This is a genomic window from Lignipirellula cremea, assembly GCF_056501455.1.
Genome location: NZ_CM151415.1, coordinates 1223691 through 1240897, shown reverse-complemented (window position 1 = coordinate 1240897; position 17207 = coordinate 1223691). Strand labels below are relative to the sequence as shown.

Here is a 17207-nt window from a genome sequence, read left to right as displayed (position 1 = left end):
GCGCGCGTTACGGTGTCCCTTCCTTCGCTCGCACGTCGAGGACGAGGCTCTTGTCGGCGCCGGAGAGGCCGCGATTGTCGGTCCAGGTGGCGATTCGCTCGACCTTGGTTTCGAACTTCGCTTCGCCGCCGCTCCCTGCTCCCGGAAGAGCGCCCCAGAGCACCTGGGCGCCGTTGCGACTGACGATCCGCACGGGTTCGCCGGGCTGCGTCGACGCCGTCAGGCGATAGAACGACCACGGTTCTCGCTTCGATCGCAGAACCGCCGCGAGCGCCGCCGAGCGCTCGATCGTATCGTCGCCCCAACGAGTTCCGGGCTGAGCCGTCGGCACGCGCGCGGCGCCGGCCGAGATTCGCAGGTACTTGCTGGCGTCTTCGGGACGGAAGTCATCGGTCGGAAGAATGATCCCGTCGCCGTCGACGAAGATCAGACCGCCGGAACCGTCCGCGAGGGTCACTTCGACCATCCCCGCCGGTTCTCGATAGGCGAGTTCGACCTCGACCTTCCCGACGGGCAATTTGCGGACCGAGACGACCTCGCGAACCCAGGGGCAAAGCGCGAACGCGTGCGCCACGTGCTCGGTCAGACGCTCGTCGAGCAGGCTCATCTCCTGGAGACCGCCCCGGGCGAAGGCGTCGGCGACCAAGTCCGATCGCACCCACTCGGGCGGCGACGTGACGGCGACGTTCTCTTCGAGCAGGCGGTAACGCCCCGTCGCCTCCAGGTTGTCGCGTACGGTCGCCCGAAACAGAAGCGACCCGCCGACGAGAAAGGCCGCGACCGCGACCACGCCGACGATCAGTCGACGTTGCGGCTGCCAGACGTAGACCGCGAACCGCAGCGAAGCGAGGCTGACGAGCGCGGCGGATCGTTGAACGAAGCGAACGGATTGCATGGCCGGGATTCCTCCGGCCGTACGTCTACCAGATCGCCAGTTGCGTCTCCAGATCGATCCCGAGGCGGTCGAAAACCTGCGCCTTCGCCAGGTCGATCAGCCGGAGGACGTGCTCGCTGGTCGCCTTCTCGCCGACGACGATGAAGTTGGGCTGTCGGTTGGAGAACGACGCCTCGCCGACGCCGGCTCCCTTGAGCCCCGCCTGTTCGAGCGCTTCCGCGGCGGTGAGACCGCCCGGGTCTTTGAAGACGTAGGCCGCGCGCTCCATCGACTCGGGCTGCCGAGACTTGCGCTCGATCCAGAGCTTCTGCATCCGCTTCGTCGCGGCGTCGATGTCCCCCTTCTGCAGTTCCAGCGTCACGTACAGGATCGCGACGTCGTCGACGTTGCTGCCGCGATAGGAGAAGTGGAGGTCCGACCGCTGGTACGTCCGCAGCTCGGCGGCGTCCGTCAGGGCCGTGACCGAGCTGACGAAGGCGCCGATGCTGGCGCTTTGAACGCCGGCGTTCCCCCGCACGGCGCCGCCGATCGTGCCCGGAATGCCGACGAGCTGTTCCAGTCCGACGAAACCTTCCCGCAGGCTCGCGGCGACCGCCTCGGAAAGACGCGTCCCGCCGCCCAGTTTCAGACCGTCAGGCTGCGGCGTGACCGAGGCGAACGCGGTCCCCGTTAGATGAATCACGAGGCCCGGCACGCCCCCTTCGCGGATCAGGACGTTCGATCCGCCGCCGAGCACGCGAACGGGAATGTTCTGGTCGCGAGCGGCGCGAACGAGCTGGATCAGCTCCTCCGCCGCCGTCGGTTCGGCGAAAAACTCGGCCGGTCCGCCGAGCCGCAGCCAGACGTACGGGGCGAGCGGCTCTTCCGAGCGGACGATGTGTTCCAGACCGCGGAACGGCGTCATGCGTGATCCTAATCGCGATACGACGAAACTTGCTCGGCTGCTTCGCGAGCCAGGCGATCGCCGAAGCAGAACGGTTTCATCGACGTTCTCGAAAACAGTCGACCGGGCAGGCTGCGAAAGCGCGCCGATTTTAGCAGAATCTGCCGAATCCGCGGGAGGCAGACCGGCGGACCCCTCCGCGGGTTGCCTGGCGCGCTGCGCTTCTCTCTATTCTCTGCTGTCGACCCCGCTCCCTCACGTTCCCGCAGCATGGAACCGTCTGCCGCGCGACTCCTGGCAGCCTGGCTCCTTCCGGGGCGCGGGTCGCTGATGCTCGATGCCATCGTCCTCGCGATGCTGGTCGTGACGGTCGCCCTGGTCTTCAGTATCGCCGCAGCACGCTTCGGGAAACGGTATCGACTCCATCGCATGATTCAGATCGTCCTGACGATCTGTCTGGCCGTCACCGTGATCGCCTTCGAGGTCGACATGCGATTCGTGACCGACTGGCGTGCGCTGGCGGAAGACTCGCCTTGGTACGCGCGCGATCGCTTCGGCGTCGTCGATGGGGCGCTGGCCGTGCATCTCTGCTTCGCGGTGCCCGCGCCGTTCGTCTGGGCGACGACGCTCGGATTGGCCCTGCAAAGGTTCGGTCGGAACCCGGCGCCGGGCGCCTATTCCCGCCGTCATCGCCTCTGGGGCTGGAGTTCTGCGGCCCTGATCGCGCTGACGACGCTGACGGGGTGGATCTTCTACTACCTGGCCTTCGTCGCGACTGGGGAAGGGTGATCTTCGCGAATTCGCCGCCCGGTCCTTTGACCGATCGGCCTGGAACCGCCATAATTCGTGCGTCTGCCTGAGACGGCCCTCGCAAGGGGGAGCCGTGAACGAGTCAGGCCTTAACCGGAGCAGCTATAAGCGGGGTACTCTTGTGCGGGGGCCGTCCCGGGCAGACATCTGACGAACTTGCGTCTCCGCGCGGTTCGTGACGAGACGATAGGCCGATCGGGAAACCGATCGCCCAGTAGCGACTGGCAGGGCGAGCGATCGGCCTGCCTTTTTTCGTGAATGGACTCCTCTTCTCATGACAGAAGAACGCCCCGCGGACTCTCGCAGCAGCGGCGACGGCTACCAGGTCGTCGCCCGGCGGTATCGACCGCAATCGTTCGAGACGCTCGTCGGCCAGTCGCACGTCGCCCAGGCGCTCGGCAACGCCATCAAGAGCGATCGCGTCGGTCACGCCTATCTCTTCACCGGTGCCCGCGGAGTCGGGAAGACCTCGACCGCCCGCATCTTCGCCAAGGCGCTCGACTGCGTGAACGGGCCGACGATCACGCCCTGCAACGAGTGCGACATCTGCCAGTCGATCGCGACCGGCGAAGATATGGACGTGCTCGAAATCGACGGCGCCAGTAACCGCGGCATCGACGAGATCCGCCAGTTGCGGTCGAACGTCAACGTTCGCCCCAGCCGCGCGCGGTTCAAGATCTACATCATCGACGAAGTCCACATGCTGACGAAGGAGGCGTTCAACGCACTCCTCAAGACGCTGGAAGAGCCGCCCGCGCACGTCAAATTCATCTTCTGCACGACCGATCCCGAAAAGCTCCCGATCACCGTACGCTCCCGGTGCCAGCGGTTCGACTTCGCGCCCGTTCGCACGCACGAGATCGCCGAACGCCTGGCGGAGATCTGCCAGACCGAGGGACTGGAGGCGGAGCCCGCGGCGCTTCAGGCGCTCGCGCGCCGCGCGGCCGGATCGATGCGCGACAGTCAGTCGCTGCTCGAACAGCTCTTCGCCTTCTGCGATCACAAGATCGCGGTCGACGACGTCTATCGCCTGCTCGGCACGGCGCGGGGCGGAACGCTGCTCAAGCTGGTCGGCTTTCTGCGCCAGGGCGACGCCGCGGCGGCGCTCGAAGCCGTGCAACAGGCCGTCGTCGAGGGCGTCGAGGCGGGGCAACTGGCCGAGCAACTGCTCGGCATCTATCGCGATCTGTGCGTGCTTTCCGTCGGCGGGTCGCGGGAACTGCTGTCGTATCTCGCCTTCGACGAGTTCGACGAAGCGGAACGCATCGCGAAGGAGGCCGGCCTCGATAACCTGGCCGCGGCGATGCAGATCGTCGATCAGGCGGCGGGGCAGATGCGGCTGACGACCTACCCGCGGATCCAGCTCGAACTGGCGCTGCTGCGGGTATGCCGCCTGCCCGACCTCGCCTCCCTGTCGGAGGCGATCGTGAGGCTGGAAAAAAAAACGGACCGCCGAAGCGCTGAGGGGGTGAACGAACGACCGGCGCCACGACCCGTGACGCCTCCACGCCCCGCCCCGACGATCAATCGGCAAGACCAACAGGAACGGTCGACGCCCGCCGAGCCGAAAGCCGTCGCGCCCGCACCGCGAAGCAACGCGGCGCCGGAATCGCGAAGAGAACCGGAGCGACCTCAGGCAGCTGCGCGAACGGAACGCATCGGGGCAGAAACGTCATCAGCCGTCGAAGCGCTGAACAGCGTTCTGGCAGGCGAGGGCGCCAGCCCTGCGGAGACGGAGCGGGCGCCGATCCAGGGCGTGCGTGCCGAAGCCGTGCGTGCCGAAGCGATGACCGACGCGAAGGCGGAAGAGCTTTGGCGCGAGGCCGTCGCCTCGCTCAACGATTCGACCGGCGAATGCGCGAGCGACTTCTCCGCAGTCGCCTGGCGGTCGCCGTCGCGGCTGGTCGTCAAGATTCGCGGTTCCTACAATTACGAGCGTTGCGTTCGCAAGGCGCCGCAACTCGAAGCGGCGTTCACGGAGATCTCCGGCCTGCGCGCCCACCTGTCGCTGGAGTGCGACCCGGACGCCCCTGCCGCTCCTTCTGCCGCCGCTCCGAAGTCGCGCAAACAAAGGGAACAGGAACTGCGTCAGCTCCCGATGATCGCCGCCGCGATCGCGGAATTTCAGGGGGAGATCGTCTCGATCGACGATTCGCAGAGGGATTCCTGACGCTTCCTGCACAGCAGGCGCCTCGACTGCCGTGAAACTCGTCGACGCCCGGACGGCAGGGGGACTTGCCCGACTGATACCGTCGCCATCGCCCGCACGTTAAGGAGAACCGCCATGTTCAAGCAGATGGGCGAGATGATGTCGCTGCTGAAAAACGCCCGCGAAATGGCGTCGCGGATGGAGGCGATGCAGAAGCGTCTGGAAGAGATGCGACTCTCCGCCGAGTCGGGCGACGGCTCGATCCGCGTCACCGCGAGCGGTCTGGGCGAGATTCTCTCGATTGACTGTCACCCGCCGGAAGACGCCGTCGGCCGTCTGAACGAGGTGCGCGATCTCGTCAACGACGCGCTCCGCCAGGCGAAGGAACGTCACATGGAGGAGATGCAGACGGTCACCGGCGACGTCGATCTTTCGGGAATGCAGGACGCGCTGAAGAAGTTGTCAGGCTGACGCGTTCTTGCAGGGCTGGCGCCCTCGCCTGCCAGATACCCTGCAACCGCTGCGATGGCAGGCGAGGGCGCCAGCCCTACGAAGATAGAAAGACCGCCACGCATGACGCAACTTTCGGCTTCGGTCGCTCGAGTGATCGAGGAGTTCACGCGGCTGCCGGGCATCGGGCGGAAGAGCGCCGAGCGCATCGCCTATCACCTGCTCCGCGTGTCGAAGGACGACGCGCTCGCGCTGGCCAGCGCGATCCGCGACGTGCGGGAAAACGTCCGCTACTGCAGCCAGTGCTACAACCTGGCCGAGGGCGAGCTCTGCACGATCTGCGCCGACGACCGCCGCGATCGGACGACGCTCTGCATCGTGGAGCAGCCGCGGGATCTGATGGCCCTTGAACAGTCGGGCGCCTACGCGGGGCTCTACCACGTCCTGCTGGGACGGATCGCGCCGCTCGACGGGATCGGCCCCGACCAGCTCACGATCGAGGCCCTGGTTCAGCGGGTCGAGCGGGGCGGTTTTCGCGAAGTCATCATGGCGACGAACCCGACGGTCGAAGGGGACGCGACTTCGCTCTATCTTTCGAACATTCTGGCGGAGTACGAAATTCCGGTAACCCGCCTCGCTCGGGGCATCACGTCGGGCAGCGTGCTCGAGTACGCCAACAAAGAAATCCTGGCCGATGCGTTGTCAGATCGCCGCAAATTCTAGCGTCGTCAGGCTTTCCGTTCTTTCGCGACGGCTACTTTGACGCCTGCGCGGGTCGCACCTTCGTCCGTTCGACCCGCTGCAAGAAAACTTCGTGCCAATCGCGAATTCTGCCCGTTGCGGAAGGGGGTGAGCGCCCCATAATTCGGAGGGTCGATCGCCTTTACCGCGTGCCAGGCACGTGCCGGCGAACGACCGCTGAAGGATTCCCACGCCGCCGTCGCGGCACCGCGTCGATTCGTCCCCGGAGCCCGCTCCAAGGAGTCGATCGTCTGACCTGCGACGCCGACGGCAACCGATCAAGGCGGACCTGCCATGCGATTGAACATCGGCCAGACTCAGAATCTGAAGATGCTGCAGAAGCTGCATCCGAAGATGATCCAGTCGATGGAAATCCTGCAGCTCCCGATCATGAGCCTGCAGGAGCGGATCGAGCAGGAACTGAACGAGAACCCGATCCTGGAAGTCCAGGAGATCGATCCGGCCCTGCCCGAAGAGAGCAGCGAAGAAGAACGCGATCGGCTGGAAGACCGCGCCGACGTCGACGAGAAACCGCTCGTCGTCGACGAGGCTCACGACCTGAAGGACGACTTCGAACGGCTGGTCAACATGGACCAGGACGTTCCCGAATGGTTCGACGAAAAGCCGCGCGTCTCCTCCAATCGCATCTCGGAGGATTCGGATCGCCAGGCCGACATGCTGGCCAGCATCCAGGAGCGGCCGGAATCGCTGAACGATTACCTGCTCCATCAACTGCACGAACTCGACGTCGACGAACGGGTTTCGCTCTTCGCCGAACGGATCATCTCCACGCTCGACGCCGCGAACGGCGGCTACCTCCGCACGGGACTGAAGGATCTCCTTCCGCCCGACGCGACGGAGAACGATCTGGTCCTCGCGCAGCAGGCGCTCGCCGTCGTGCAATCGCTCGACCCGCCCGGGGTCGCCGCGCGCGACCTGCGGGAGTGCCTGACGCTGCAGCTTCAGCCGGAGATGCCGTTCTATGACGAGCTCCGCACGCTGATCGCCGACCATTTGGGCGACCTCCGCGACAATCGCCTGCCGCAGATCGAACGGGCGACCGGATACTCGCTCGCCCGGATCCAGGCGGCGTGGGACCATCTCAAGCGGCTCAACCCGCGTCCCGCCGCGACGTTCTCGGAAGAGTACGTTCCGACCGTCACGCCAGACGTCTTTCTCGATCGAAAGGACGACGGCACGTACAAGGTGCGGCTGGAAGACGATCGCGTCCCGAGCCTCTTCATCAGCCCCTATTACCGCAAGCGGCTGCAGAACGGCGAAGCGACGACGGCCGAGAAGGAGTACCTGCAGAACAAGTTCCGCTCCGCGCAGTGGCTGATCGATTCGATCGAGCAGCGCCGCGAAACCCTGACCAAGGTCTCCCAGGCGATCGTCGACGCGCAGCGCCGCTTCCTGGACGAGGGGCCTGAAGCGATCGAGCCGCTGAAGATGCAGCAGATCGCCGATCAGGTCGGCGTTCACGTCACCACGGTCAGTCGGGCCGTCGACAGCAAGTGGATTCAGACGCCGCGCGGCCTGTTTCCGCTGAAGCGCTTCTTCGTCGGCGGCACGCAGAACGCCGAGGGGGACGACGTCGCCTGGGACATCGTGCGGCTGCGACTGCAGGAACTGATCGACCACGAAGACAAGCGCAAGCCCTACAGCGACGACGTGCTGATGAAGCTCCTGAACGAGAAGGGGCTCAACGTCGCCCGCCGAACGATCACCAAGTATCGCGAGAAGATGGGAATCCCCAGTTCCCGTCAGCGTCGCGACTGGGCTGCCGCGCGAGCGTCCGAATGACCTCGCGAGCTACGGCGTCGTCGCTCTTCGCGAGCGCCGGCGACGCGGTGAAAGAAAGGTGTCGCCTTTCGCGCTTGTCCGCGCGTATCGTTCATCTGGCGGGAATGCCGGGCCCAGGTGGCGCAGTCGAATTCCTAGGTTAGTAGACTCCGCCTTGCCCACGACGACCGACTTCGTGCGCCCGCCAGGCGACGTCGCCATTTTTCGTACACCGTTTCTGACGACGCGAATACAGGCCTCCGGCGAGAAAGTCGCCGCTCAACCTGCGATGTGCAGGCCGCGGCGGCGGCGTTCCTTGCGTCGGACGTCGTCGATCTTGTCGGCGATTTCCGCGACCGGCGTGACGCCGTGAAGTACGAGCGTCGGATGGGACTTATCGCTCGAAACGAGCGTCACGGTTCCGACGCCGAACATGCGTTCGAACAGGCCCTGGCGATAGCTGACGTCGTCGATGTCGATGACTTCGATGCGGTCGGTCACGCGCGTCAGGATGCCGTGCTGGTGGATGAAGCGCTGCGTCGTGAGCTTGTACGCGACGCCCAGCTTCCGCGCGGCGAGCACCCATAATCCGTAGCCCCAGCAGAGCCCGACGATGCCGCCGGCGACCGCCCACGCGATCGGATTGATCGCCAGGCCCGGGACCAGCACGCAGACGAGAATCGCGACCACCGTGATGACGCCGCAGATGACCCACCAGCCGTACATGTCGGCTGCGGAGTAGCCTCCCTCCCAGAGCGTCTCTTCCGGGAACTCGTCCTGGCCCTCGGCCATCTGCCGGACGTGTTCGGTGGGAGCCGGCTTGCCGGCGGTCTCTGCCCGGTGGTCGTGGCCGTAGGGATCGGATGCGGACATGCGCTCGCCTGAGGAGAGGGGGCCGCGAAGCTGTTTCGCTCCGGCAGGACGGAATCGACAGGGCGACTCCCCGCCGTACGGATCCTGCCTCGATACGCGACCGACCCGTTCGGCCGCGTCCATGCAGTCGGTCGGGGTCGCATTATAGCGATTGTCGCGGAGGGCCGAGCGGCCCTCGTCGCCGGGAGCGCGCGGCAGCGCCGAACGTGCCGGCGACGCATGACCTTCGTCGTCGCGACCCGCGCGGGCGGAGCGATCCGCGAGAGCGTCGCTTTCGTCGCGTTCCGCGGGCGACGAATGTCGCGCGTATCGCGCATGTTCCGATCGATCGAACGCTGGGGAGGTCGCGTCGATTCCGCTTCCCCGACCGCTCGATAAAGACCTTGGCTCGACGCCGACCGACGCGAACGCGGCTTCCGCGCCGCACTCCCCGGTCCGACGCGTCGTCGGTCTCCTGCAAGCCCTTCGCTCCGCCATTCGACGGTTCGACGCGCGACTCCCGCACGCGTGACGAATCGCGGCGCTCCCTCGCCGAGTCGAATCGCTTCCGCGAACTCACGAACCTGGTCTCCTATGCCAACCGCTCGCACCAGCGCCACGACTCGCCGTCGCGCCGTTCCCGTCCGCACGGCGGAGAACGCTCCGCTCCAGTCGCCTCTCGAGACTTATCTGCGGGAGATCAACGAGACGCCGCTTCTCTCCGCGAAGGAAGAACAGGACCTCGCCCGCCGCATCGCCACGGGAGATGCGCGAGCTCGCGACCAGATGGTCCGGGCCAACCTCCGCCTGGTCGTGAACATCGCTCGCGGGTACGCGACGAAGGGCCTGTCGCTGCAGGACCTGATCGAGGAAGGGAACCTCGGTCTGCTCCGCGCGGTCGAGGGCTTCGATCCGGACGTCGGCACCCGGTTCAGCACCTACGCCAGCTACTGGATCAAGCAGTCGATCAAGCGGGCGCTGATCAACTCGTCCAAGACGATCCGCATCCCGGCCTACATGGTCGAGCTGCTCAGCAAGTGGCGCCGCGCCAGCGCCCGGCTGAACGAGGAACTCGGACGCACCGCCACGCCGGAAGAGGTCGCCCGGCTGCTCGGCGTGCCGAAGAAGAAGCTGCCGATCATCAAGCGGGCCATCCACGTCAACACCGCGACGACCCAGTCCGATCAGTCCGACACCGGCTGGTCGCTGGGCGAGATGGTCATGGACGAGCGACAGAAGAATCCCGAAGACGAACTAGTCGAGAACGACGTCCTGAAGCACGTGCTCGAGATGATCGAGACGATGGACCCGCGCGAGGCGACCGTGCTTCGCCTGCGGTACGGCCTGGACGAGAACGACCAGCACACGCTGAAGGAAATCGGCGAGCAGCTCGGCCTGACGCGGGAACGCGTCCGCCAGATCGAATCCGAAGCGATCAACAAGCTCGAAGAATCCCTTCGCGACCCCCGCGAACGCCGGCGGCTGACGAAGAAGCGGTAGGAAAACTGGCAGGTCAGGCATGGCCTGATTCAATTCGGTCGGCGCCCTCGCGTTGGCCGAATTTCGCGCCGCGTCAAGCGAGCGTTCGCGCTTCCCTCGATCGTCGTCAGGCGATGCCTGACCTAAGAAATAGCCGGCGAACGCTTACGCCGGCGCGGGAGAGGGTTCGCGAACGCGAATGATCGCCTCGCGCCAGTCGAATGCGGCGGAGAAGGCGAGGGGCGCGTAGACCAGCAGCGGCGCCCACGCGGCGACGACGGGCGGCAGCACGCCCCCCTGGCCCAGATTCTGGAAGATGAGCTTCGCCAGGAAGAACGTCGTGACGAAGCCGATCCCCTTGCCCGCGGCGAGAAACGGATTCCGCGAACCGTTGCGAATCAGCGTCGGCGTCATCCAGAGCAACACGATGAACTCGGCGAGCGGCTGCACCAGCCGCCAGTGAGCGGTCACTCGCGCTTCGCCGCCGAGATCCAGGCTCGGGTTCGAGATCGCGCGGAGAATCTCCCCGGTCGACGAGTACTGCAGCCAGCGCGATCCGCCGGCGAGAAACTCGAAGTCGACTTCCGATGCGACGAAGCAGGTTCCCGGCTCCAGCCACGCGCAATCGTAAGGCGTCAGCAACGCGGGGACGCCGTCGACGACGACGCTGGGATAATCGTCCAGGCTCGCAGGCCGTTCGAGCTCCGTGAGCAGATAGCCGGCGGGCCGCTCGCCCTCCGCAGGATGGTAGGTCGCGACCTTCGCGGAGAGCCGCCTGCCGATAGCCGGTAGATCGTCGTGGAACAGAAACGACGGCTTGAAGATCTTCCGCTCGCCGGCGACGCACGACTGCCCGTTGAGGAGCACGCCGCGGTAGCGGTCGTGCCGTGGATTGACAGGCATCTCCTTCTCGCCGTACCAGTCCTGCGCGTTCTTCGACAGGCGGTCCTTGAACTGCGGGATCAGGAGTTCGCGATTCGCCGCCGCGAGCAGGGCGGTGACGCCGGCGGCGATCAGCAGGGGCCGCGCGATGCGCATCGCGGAAACGCCCGCCGCCATCATGCGGATCATTTCGTTCGAGCGATGCAGCCAGGCGACGGCGATCGTGACGCTGATCGCGGAGAGGAAGACGCTCGTCATCTCGAAGAACGTCAGCGTTCGCGCGAAGTAGTAAGCGGTCAGCACGCCGACCAGGCTTCCTTCGCGACGACCATGATCGAGGAACTCGTCGAGGTTGCCGAACGCGTCGATGATCACGAAGAGACCCGTCAGACTGACCAGCGAAATCGCCAGCGTCCGCGCGTACATGGTCATCAGATAGCGATCGAGCACGGTCACGACGGGGAAGTCCTTTTCCTCCGCGGTACTTTCGCAGTTTTGTTTTCGCGGTTACGCAGTCGGCGGCGTCATGGCGGCGATGGCCTGCACTGCGTCCGCCAGCTTCTGCATCCCTTCCGCGATTCGCGTTTCGGAGCACACCCCGAAGCTGAGTCGCATCGACGATTCGCCGGTCGGAACGCCCGCCTCCGGAAAGCAGAGATCGCCGGGAACGTAAAGCACGCCCCGCTCGACGCACGCCTCGAACAGATCGCCGTCCATCACGGTCGGCAATTCTGGCGGCAGCGTGAGCCAGACGTACAGTCCGCCCTCGGGCGCGATCCACGAAACGCCCGGAAGTCCGGCGAAACGTTCATCCGCCGCCCGCAGCATCGCGTCCCGCTTCAGTCGATAGGCGTCCCGCAGCGCGGCGACATGGCTATCGTAACGCCCCGAGGTCAGAACCTCATACATCAGTAGTTGGTTCAGGTGGGGCGACCCGAAGTCGAGGTTGCCCTTCAGATCGAGCGTCGGCAGGACCAGCTCCGACGGCAGGATTCCGTAGCCGACGCGGACTCCGGGAGAGAACGACTTGGAAAACGTCCCCGCCAGGATGACGTGCTCGCCCGCTTCGTCGTGCGACCAGATCGTCGGCACGTCGTCGCCGTCGTAGCGGAGTTCACGATAGGCCGCGTCTTCCAGCAGGTAGATCTTCTCCTCCTCGGACCACTTCCGGACGATCTCGACCAGCCGCCCGCGGCGCTCGGCGGACTGGCTGATTCCGCGGGGATTGTCGAAGTAGGAGACGTCGTAGACCATCCGCACGCGACTGAGATCGCCCCGTCGGCGGAAGTGGAGCAGCGTCTCTTCCAGGGCCTCGGGCACGATGCCGTATTCGTCGGTTTCGACGCCCCAGGCGACGGCGCCGAGAGCCTTGAGCGTGCCGAGATAGACGAAGTACGTCGGCGACCCGCAGAGCACGATGTCGCCGGGGTCGAGTACGGCCTCGCTCGCGAGCGCCAGAATCTGGTTGCTGCCCGCGGTGCAGACGACGTTCTCGAACGACTGGTTCCGTCGCGCGGAGAGGCCGTCGGCGGCAAGCGTCCGCTCCCACAGCAACTGCCGCAGCGGCGCCCATCCGGAAGCGGTCCCGTACTGGAGCGCCCGACGCGCGAGCCCCTCGTCGGCCAGCAGCTTCGCGGCGGCTTCCCTCGCGATTTCGACGGGAAGCGTGACGTCATCGACGAAACCGGCGGCCAGCGAGATGAGCGTGGGGTCGCTGAGCGCCCGCGCCATCAGGTCGCCGATCGGTTGCCCTCCCGCGTGCCGCGCCTTTAGACTGATCGACATGCCCGGATGCTTCCTGCGAAAGTTTCGAGCCCGGGTAGCGGTGCGTCTATCGTTAAACGTCATGTGTGCCATGCCCACGCTCCGACGGAGGATGGGCATGCAAGGGGCCGGCCGAACCTAACATGCCCACGCTGCTTCGCGACGTGGGCATGGCACACAGACCGATCGAATCTAACGATTAAACGACGGACAGGCCATTAGCGTCTACCCCGGCGAGCGAAGGAGCCGTCCATTTTTCGCCCTTCAGCCACGATTCGCAAGGCAGTCGCGAAAGCCGCGGAGTCGGAAGGCCTGCGCGCCGCGATCGGCGTCGCCAGCCGTTCGCTGCACGAGGCGGGAAAGACGCTGCGCGAAGTCGCCTGCGGCGCCGACTCGCTGATTTTTCCGATGACGTGCCTGCTGTGCGAAGCGGCGGATGCTCTTCCCGATCCTTTCGGAGCGAACGTCTGCGTCTGCGACGCGTGTCGCAAGACGATTCGGCACGGCCGCGAAGCGTATTGTCCGCGATGCGGGACGTACGTGCCGGGCATCGCGGGCGATCCCGCTCGCTGCGGCGCTTGTCGCAAAAACGATCTGTGGCGCTCCTGCACCGCGCTGGGAGAGTACCGCGCGCCGCTGCGAGAGTACGTGCTTCGTGCGAAGTCGCCGCATGGGGAAACGGTCGGTCGCACGCTGGGGAGTCTCGCCGCCTGCGAACTCTCGCGGGAGTTCGTCCGCGACGTCGACGCCGTCTGCTACGTGCCGACGCATTGGACGCGCAAGGCGCTGGGCCATCCGAACGCCGCGAAAGCGATCGCCGAAGCGGCGGCAGAGGCGCTGCGGCGTCCGACCCTGCATGCCGCGGTGGCGATGGTCCGCGTCGCGCGGAAGCAGGGGACGCTGCGCGGTCGCGAACGCGCGGCGAACGTGAAGAACGCGTTCGGCGTCCGGTCGGATCTCGTCGCCGGCAAGCGACTGCTGCTGGTCGACGACGTGATGACGACGGGCTCGACCGTTCGCGAGATCGCCCGGGCGCTGAAGGAGTCTGGCGTCCGGTCGCTGGACGTGCTCGCCGTCGCTCGCGCCGGTCCGCAGGTCGCGGACGTCTGAGCGACCCGGCCCCTACGCGCTGGCGGAGAAGGATCCGAGCGTCGCGTCGGCCTCGCGGTTCTCGTGCTTCGCCGCGACGGTCCGCCACGTTTCGGCTTCGAAGCGGAGCAACTCCTCGACCTGAGCCAGTTCCTGCTCGTTCCGCCTCAGGAGAGCCAGGGTCGTCGCTTCGTAAAGATACTCGTACAGGCTGCGGACCTGACGCGCAGTGTCCGAGCTCTTGGCGTCCACCGTCACGAAGAGCTCGCGCAGGATCGCCCGGAGCTTCGTCGAGTCAGCGCTGATCTCTTCGAATCGCTGTTCGGCGAGCGCCTGGGAAACCGAGCGCGTCAGTTGATAGGCCCGGTCGACGAGCATCGATCGGAGACGGGGACCGCTCGCGCCGAGAATCCGACCTTCGAGATAGCGATCGCGTGCAACGTTCGACATACGCGCTCAGTTCCTGCGTTCGACGAGAGATGACGGCGACCTTCCGGGATTAGCATCGGTCGACCGACGCTGACGCGATTAACGCTCGTCGGGAAGGAGCGGGTCGACCGGGTCAGGAAGACTTTGCCGATCGGCGAATGAACGCAGTCCGCGAGTCGCTTCCTCGACGTCCCTGCCGCTAGCCGAGCGGTTCGAAGACCTGGATCTGCGACAGGGCGCTGGAGTTCGACTGCATCTTCGCGATCGTCTGCTCGAGCGAATAGAACTGCGTCAGCAGGCGGTTCCGCTGCACGTCCAGACGCTTGGTCATGAAGTCGATGCGCTGAACGTTGGTATCGAACTTCGACTGGAGCGAGTCGGACTTCGAAATCAGGGCGGATTTCTCTCCTGCGAGACGCTCGACCGCCGCGGTCATTTTCGCGCTGAAGCCGGTCGTCTCCTGCGTGAAGAACTGCACCACGTCTTCGCCGCCCTCCGCGAACGCGGCGTTGAACTTTTCCTCGTCGAAAGCGATCTTCCCCTTGTCGTCGACGTCGATCCCGATGTCACGAAGCGACTTGACGTCGCCCGCTCCCGAGACTCTCCCCGTCAGGACCGAAGAGAGACCGGAATCGATTCGCAGGGTTTCGCCGCTGCCGAACAGCACGCCGGTCGAGCCGTCGATCGGGTTGAAGCTCGTGACGCTGGCGAGCTTGTCGCGCAGCTTGTTGTACTGCGTGACGAACGTACGGAGGTTCGTCATCAGTTCGCTGGAAGAGGGCTCCACGGTGACCGTGACCGGCGTGGTCGACGGCGTTCCGACGACCAGCTTCAGGCCTTCGACCGCTGATTCGAAGGTGTCCGTCGGCGACGTGATCACGAAGCCTGCGCCAGCCGCCGAACCCATCAGCAGCGCGGCGTCCTGTCCATGCGCCGTGACGGCGAAGCCCAGGTCGACGCCGTCGCCTTCGACGCGAAAGGCTCCGGCGACGCCGGTCTTCTCCGCAGTGAGCGACAGTCGCTTGCCCCCCTGGCCGTCGGAGATGACCGCGGCGCGAATGCCGAGCTTCGCTTCGTTCCACTTGGTCGCGACGTCGGACAGGTCATCGCCGTCCTCGATGTCGAACGTGATCGCCGTCGAACCGTCGATGCCGGAGCGAGAAACGCCGCCCACGGTGAGTTCTTCCGCGGTTCCTGCGATGCCGAGGACCTGGGCCGTCGTGCTCGTGCCCTCGTCCGCGACCTTGAGGGATCCTGCTCCGCCCGCCGTATCGATCAGCAGCAACCCGTCGCCCGTCTCGTTGATCCGGGCTTCGACGTCGATCGAAAGCGAGTTGATATGGTCGATCACTTCGCCGATCGATTCCGGCGCCGACGTGCGGAAGTTGACCGAGGCGCTCTTCCCGGCGGAGTCGGTGATCAGAAACGATCCGAGGGGGACCGCCGCGCCGCGAGCGTACGTCGAAAGAGAAGTCGAGCGAAAGACGCTTTGCGCATCGAGCGAACCGCTGTCGACGGTCGAGTTCGTTCCGTCGTAGTCGATGCCGAGCGTTTCCGCCGTCTCGCTTCCGCCCAGGCTTTCGATCTTCAGCGACCCGGCTCCGCCCGAAACGTCGCGGAGGACGATGCCCGTCCGGGCGTCGTTCCAGTCGGCCTCGACGGCGACGCCCGCGTCCTTGATCGCGCGAATCGCGTCGTCGAGCGTTTCCGTGCCGGAGAGGTCGATGTCGGCGACGGCGCCCGATTTGTCCGTGATGCGCAGCGACCCGAGCGTGCCGAGGCCGGCGCCTCCCTTCAACGAAGAGAGCAGGGGACCGCTGACCGACGACGCGATTCGGTCGCCCGTCAGCGTCGCCGCGGCCGCGGTTCCGGCGATGCCCAGGTTTTCTGCGGCCGTCGTGCCGTTGAGGCTCGTGACCGAGAACGTCTCGCCGTCGTCGGCAGTCAGATCGGTCAAGACGATTCGCTTGCCGTCGCCCGAGATCGATGCCTGAAGTCGCGCGGGGTCGGCGGCGTTCAGCGCGTCGAGCACGTTCCCCACGGTCTTGGCGTCTTCGCCGATCTCGACGTCGAGCGTCGTTCCGTCGCGGAACGCGACCCGCAGGTCGGCCAGCGTCTTCGAATGATGGACGCCGGCGCCGTTGCCGAGCGACGCGAGGCGGGTCGACGCGGAAATGGTCGAAAGCGACGTGCCGGTCGCCTGGTTCGCCGCGACGTCGATGCCGAGCAGGCCGAGCTGCGCGGCCGTCTTCCCGCCGCTGACCTCCTGGACTCGGAGGTTCGTCGACGTTCCGCCCGAGAGATCCGTCAACTTCAGCGAGTCGCCGACGATCGAGGCTTCCACCTGCAGATCGTCGTCTTCGTTGATCGCCTTCGCGACGTCCTGAAGCGTCACGGCGCCGCGCAGATCGATGGTCGATGTTTCGCCCGAGCGGTCGGTGATGCGGATCTTGCCGCGTTCGACGCCGGCGCCTCCGTTTAAGGCTTCGAGCGCGATCTCCGGCGCGATGCCGGGTCCTGAGCGAACGACGAGGGCTCCCTCGGAGAACGTTTCTCCCGCAGCGAACGACTGCGAAATGGTCTGATGGGCGGCGGCGTTGCGGAGCGGCGTCGCCGAATAGGAACCGACAGAAGGCGTGCCGTTCCGCTGAGCGAGCAGGGCCGAGGAGTTCGACGACTTGACCGCGGTTCCCTGGAAGGAACTCGTCGAGCCGAACTTCTGCACGGCGAGCTTGACGCCGATCGTGAGCGACGTCAGTTCGGCGAGCGCGACCTGCTGATTCTGGATCAGCGCATTCTTTTTCTTGAGCGTCTCGCGCGGCTGGGAGGAGAGGGCGATTAATTGATTCACGGTCTCCGCGATGGGAGTTCCGGTGATCAGCCCGATGTTGGTCTGGATGCGGCCCATGCGATCCGCGGGAAATTCGTCCCGTGCGGAAGAGAAACCTTCAAGGTCGAGCGCGTTTTCGAAAATCGCGTACGCTGTTCACGAAGAAAGGCGC

14 protein-coding genes are annotated in these 17207 nt (G+C 65.8%); 7 read left to right on the top strand and 7 right to left on the bottom strand.

All coding sequences use genetic code 11. From position 1 onward, the window contains the following. Positions 1-7 precede the first annotated feature (7 nt). Positions 8-895 carry a cell division protein FtsQ/DivIB gene (locus SH602x_RS04895; RefSeq protein WP_479475727.1) on the bottom strand — a complete coding sequence of 296 codons (888 nt, stop codon included), beginning with the start codon at positions 893-895 and terminating at the stop codon, positions 8-10. A gap of 25 nt (positions 896-920) precedes the next feature. After that, positions 921-1799 (bottom strand): UDP-N-acetylmuramate dehydrogenase, encoded by an 879-nt coding sequence (gene murB / locus SH602x_RS04890; protein ID WP_479469601.1) that lies wholly within the window; start codon positions 1797-1799, stop codon positions 921-923. Between the two features lie 249 nt (positions 1800-2048). On the opposite strand from murB, the gene SH602x_RS04885 reads away from it, so the two are divergent. The 5 genes from SH602x_RS04885 to rpoN all read left to right on the top strand — a co-directional run bounded on the left by SH602x_RS04885 (position 2049) and on the right by rpoN (position 7731). Further along, on the top strand, positions 2049-2567 hold the full coding sequence (locus SH602x_RS04885) for a DUF420 domain-containing protein (RefSeq protein ID WP_479475726.1): 519 nt from the start codon (positions 2049-2051) through the stop codon (positions 2565-2567). Between the two features lie 295 nt (positions 2568-2862). Continuing rightward, complete coding sequence (dnaX, locus tag SH602x_RS04880; protein ID WP_479475725.1) at positions 2863-4758, top strand: DNA polymerase III subunit gamma/tau; 1896 nt, start codon at positions 2863-2865, stop codon at positions 4756-4758. Between the two features lie 114 nt (positions 4759-4872). Further along, the gene (locus SH602x_RS04875; RefSeq protein WP_479475724.1) at positions 4873-5208 is read left to right on the top strand and encodes a YbaB/EbfC family nucleoid-associated protein; all 336 of its coding nucleotides are present in this window, start codon (positions 4873-4875) and stop codon (positions 5206-5208) included. Between the two features lie 102 nt (positions 5209-5310). Continuing rightward, positions 5311-5910 carry a recombination mediator RecR gene (gene recR, locus SH602x_RS04870; protein WP_479475723.1) on the top strand — a complete coding sequence of 200 codons (600 nt, stop codon included), beginning with the start codon at positions 5311-5313 and terminating at the stop codon, positions 5908-5910. A gap of 312 nt (positions 5911-6222) precedes the next feature. Then, on the top strand, positions 6223-7731 hold the full coding sequence (gene rpoN, locus SH602x_RS04865) for an RNA polymerase factor sigma-54 (RefSeq protein ID WP_479475722.1): 1509 nt from the start codon (positions 6223-6225) through the stop codon (positions 7729-7731). Between the two features lie 258 nt (positions 7732-7989). Here rpoN and SH602x_RS04860 read toward each other — a convergent pair whose 3' ends face one another. Then, positions 7990-8583 carry a PH domain-containing protein gene (locus tag SH602x_RS04860; RefSeq protein WP_479475721.1) on the bottom strand — a complete coding sequence of 198 codons (594 nt, stop codon included), beginning with the start codon at positions 8581-8583 and terminating at the stop codon, positions 7990-7992. A 573-nt stretch (positions 8584-9156) separates the two neighbouring features. Between SH602x_RS04860 and SH602x_RS04855 the strand changes: the two genes are divergently transcribed. Beyond that, positions 9157-10062, top strand: coding sequence for a sigma-70 family RNA polymerase sigma factor (locus SH602x_RS04855; RefSeq protein WP_479475720.1), 906 nt, complete (start codon positions 9157-9159; stop codon positions 10060-10062). A gap of 144 nt (positions 10063-10206) precedes the next feature. Here SH602x_RS04855 and SH602x_RS04850 read toward each other — a convergent pair whose 3' ends face one another. Further along, positions 10207-11379 (bottom strand): LptF/LptG family permease, encoded by a 1173-nt coding sequence (locus tag SH602x_RS04850; RefSeq protein ID WP_479475719.1) that lies wholly within the window; start codon positions 11377-11379, stop codon positions 10207-10209. 51 nt (positions 11380-11430) lie between these two features. Continuing rightward, a complete protein-coding gene (locus SH602x_RS04845) occupies positions 11431-12708 on the bottom strand; it encodes an aminotransferase-like domain-containing protein (RefSeq protein WP_479475718.1) in 1278 nt (425 codons plus the stop codon). A gap of 387 nt (positions 12709-13095) precedes the next feature. On the opposite strand from SH602x_RS04845, the gene SH602x_RS04840 reads away from it, so the two are divergent. Further along, complete coding sequence (locus SH602x_RS04840) at positions 13096-13797, top strand: ComF family protein (RefSeq protein ID WP_479475717.1); 702 nt, start codon at positions 13096-13098, stop codon at positions 13795-13797. A gap of 12 nt (positions 13798-13809) precedes the next feature. Here the strand turns inward: SH602x_RS04840 and SH602x_RS04835 are convergent, their stop codons facing one another. Both SH602x_RS04835 and fliD read right to left on the bottom strand, forming a co-directional pair. Beyond that, positions 13810-14226, bottom strand: coding sequence for a flagellar export chaperone FliS (locus tag SH602x_RS04835; protein ID WP_479475716.1), 417 nt, complete (start codon positions 14224-14226; stop codon positions 13810-13812). Positions 14227-14404: 178 nt separating this feature from the next. Continuing rightward, a complete protein-coding gene (fliD, locus tag SH602x_RS04830; protein WP_479475715.1) occupies positions 14405-17113 on the bottom strand; it encodes a flagellar filament capping protein FliD in 2709 nt (902 codons plus the stop codon). Positions 17114-17207 lie beyond the last annotated feature (94 nt).

Excerpts from the sequence above, each read along its gene's own strand:
- SH602x_RS04895 (WP_479475727.1), bottom strand. The coding sequence starts at position 895 with ATGCAATCCGTTCGCTTCGTTCAACGATCCGCCGCGCTCGTCAGCCTC.
- SH602x_RS04855 (WP_479475720.1), top strand. The coding sequence starts at position 9,157 with ATGCCAACCGCTCGCACCAGCGCCACGACTCGCCGTCGCGCCGTTCCC.
- SH602x_RS04875 (WP_479475724.1), top strand. The coding sequence starts at position 4,873 with ATGTTCAAGCAGATGGGCGAGATGATGTCGCTGCTGAAAAACGCCCGC.
- SH602x_RS04885 (WP_479475726.1), top strand. The coding sequence starts at position 2,049 with ATGGAACCGTCTGCCGCGCGACTCCTGGCAGCCTGGCTCCTTCCGGGG.
- dnaX (WP_479475725.1), top strand. The coding sequence starts at position 2,863 with ATGACAGAAGAACGCCCCGCGGACTCTCGCAGCAGCGGCGACGGCTAC.
- fliD (WP_479475715.1), bottom strand. The coding sequence starts at position 17,113 with ATGGGCCGCATCCAGACCAACATCGGGCTGATCACCGGAACTCCCATC.
- rpoN (WP_479475722.1), top strand. The coding sequence starts at position 6,223 with ATGCGATTGAACATCGGCCAGACTCAGAATCTGAAGATGCTGCAGAAG.
- SH602x_RS04860 (WP_479475721.1), bottom strand. The coding sequence starts at position 8,583 with ATGTCCGCATCCGATCCCTACGGCCACGACCACCGGGCAGAGACCGCC.
- recR (WP_479475723.1), top strand. The coding sequence starts at position 5,311 with ATGACGCAACTTTCGGCTTCGGTCGCTCGAGTGATCGAGGAGTTCACG.
- SH602x_RS04845 (WP_479475718.1), bottom strand. The coding sequence starts at position 12,708 with ATGTCGATCAGTCTAAAGGCGCGGCACGCGGGAGGGCAACCGATCGGC.
- SH602x_RS04835 (WP_479475716.1), bottom strand. The coding sequence starts at position 14,226 with ATGTCGAACGTTGCACGCGATCGCTATCTCGAAGGTCGGATTCTCGGC.
- SH602x_RS04840 (WP_479475717.1), top strand. The coding sequence starts at position 13,096 with ATGACGTGCCTGCTGTGCGAAGCGGCGGATGCTCTTCCCGATCCTTTC.
- murB (WP_479469601.1), bottom strand. The coding sequence starts at position 1,799 with ATGACGCCGTTCCGCGGTCTGGAACACATCGTCCGCTCGGAAGAGCCG.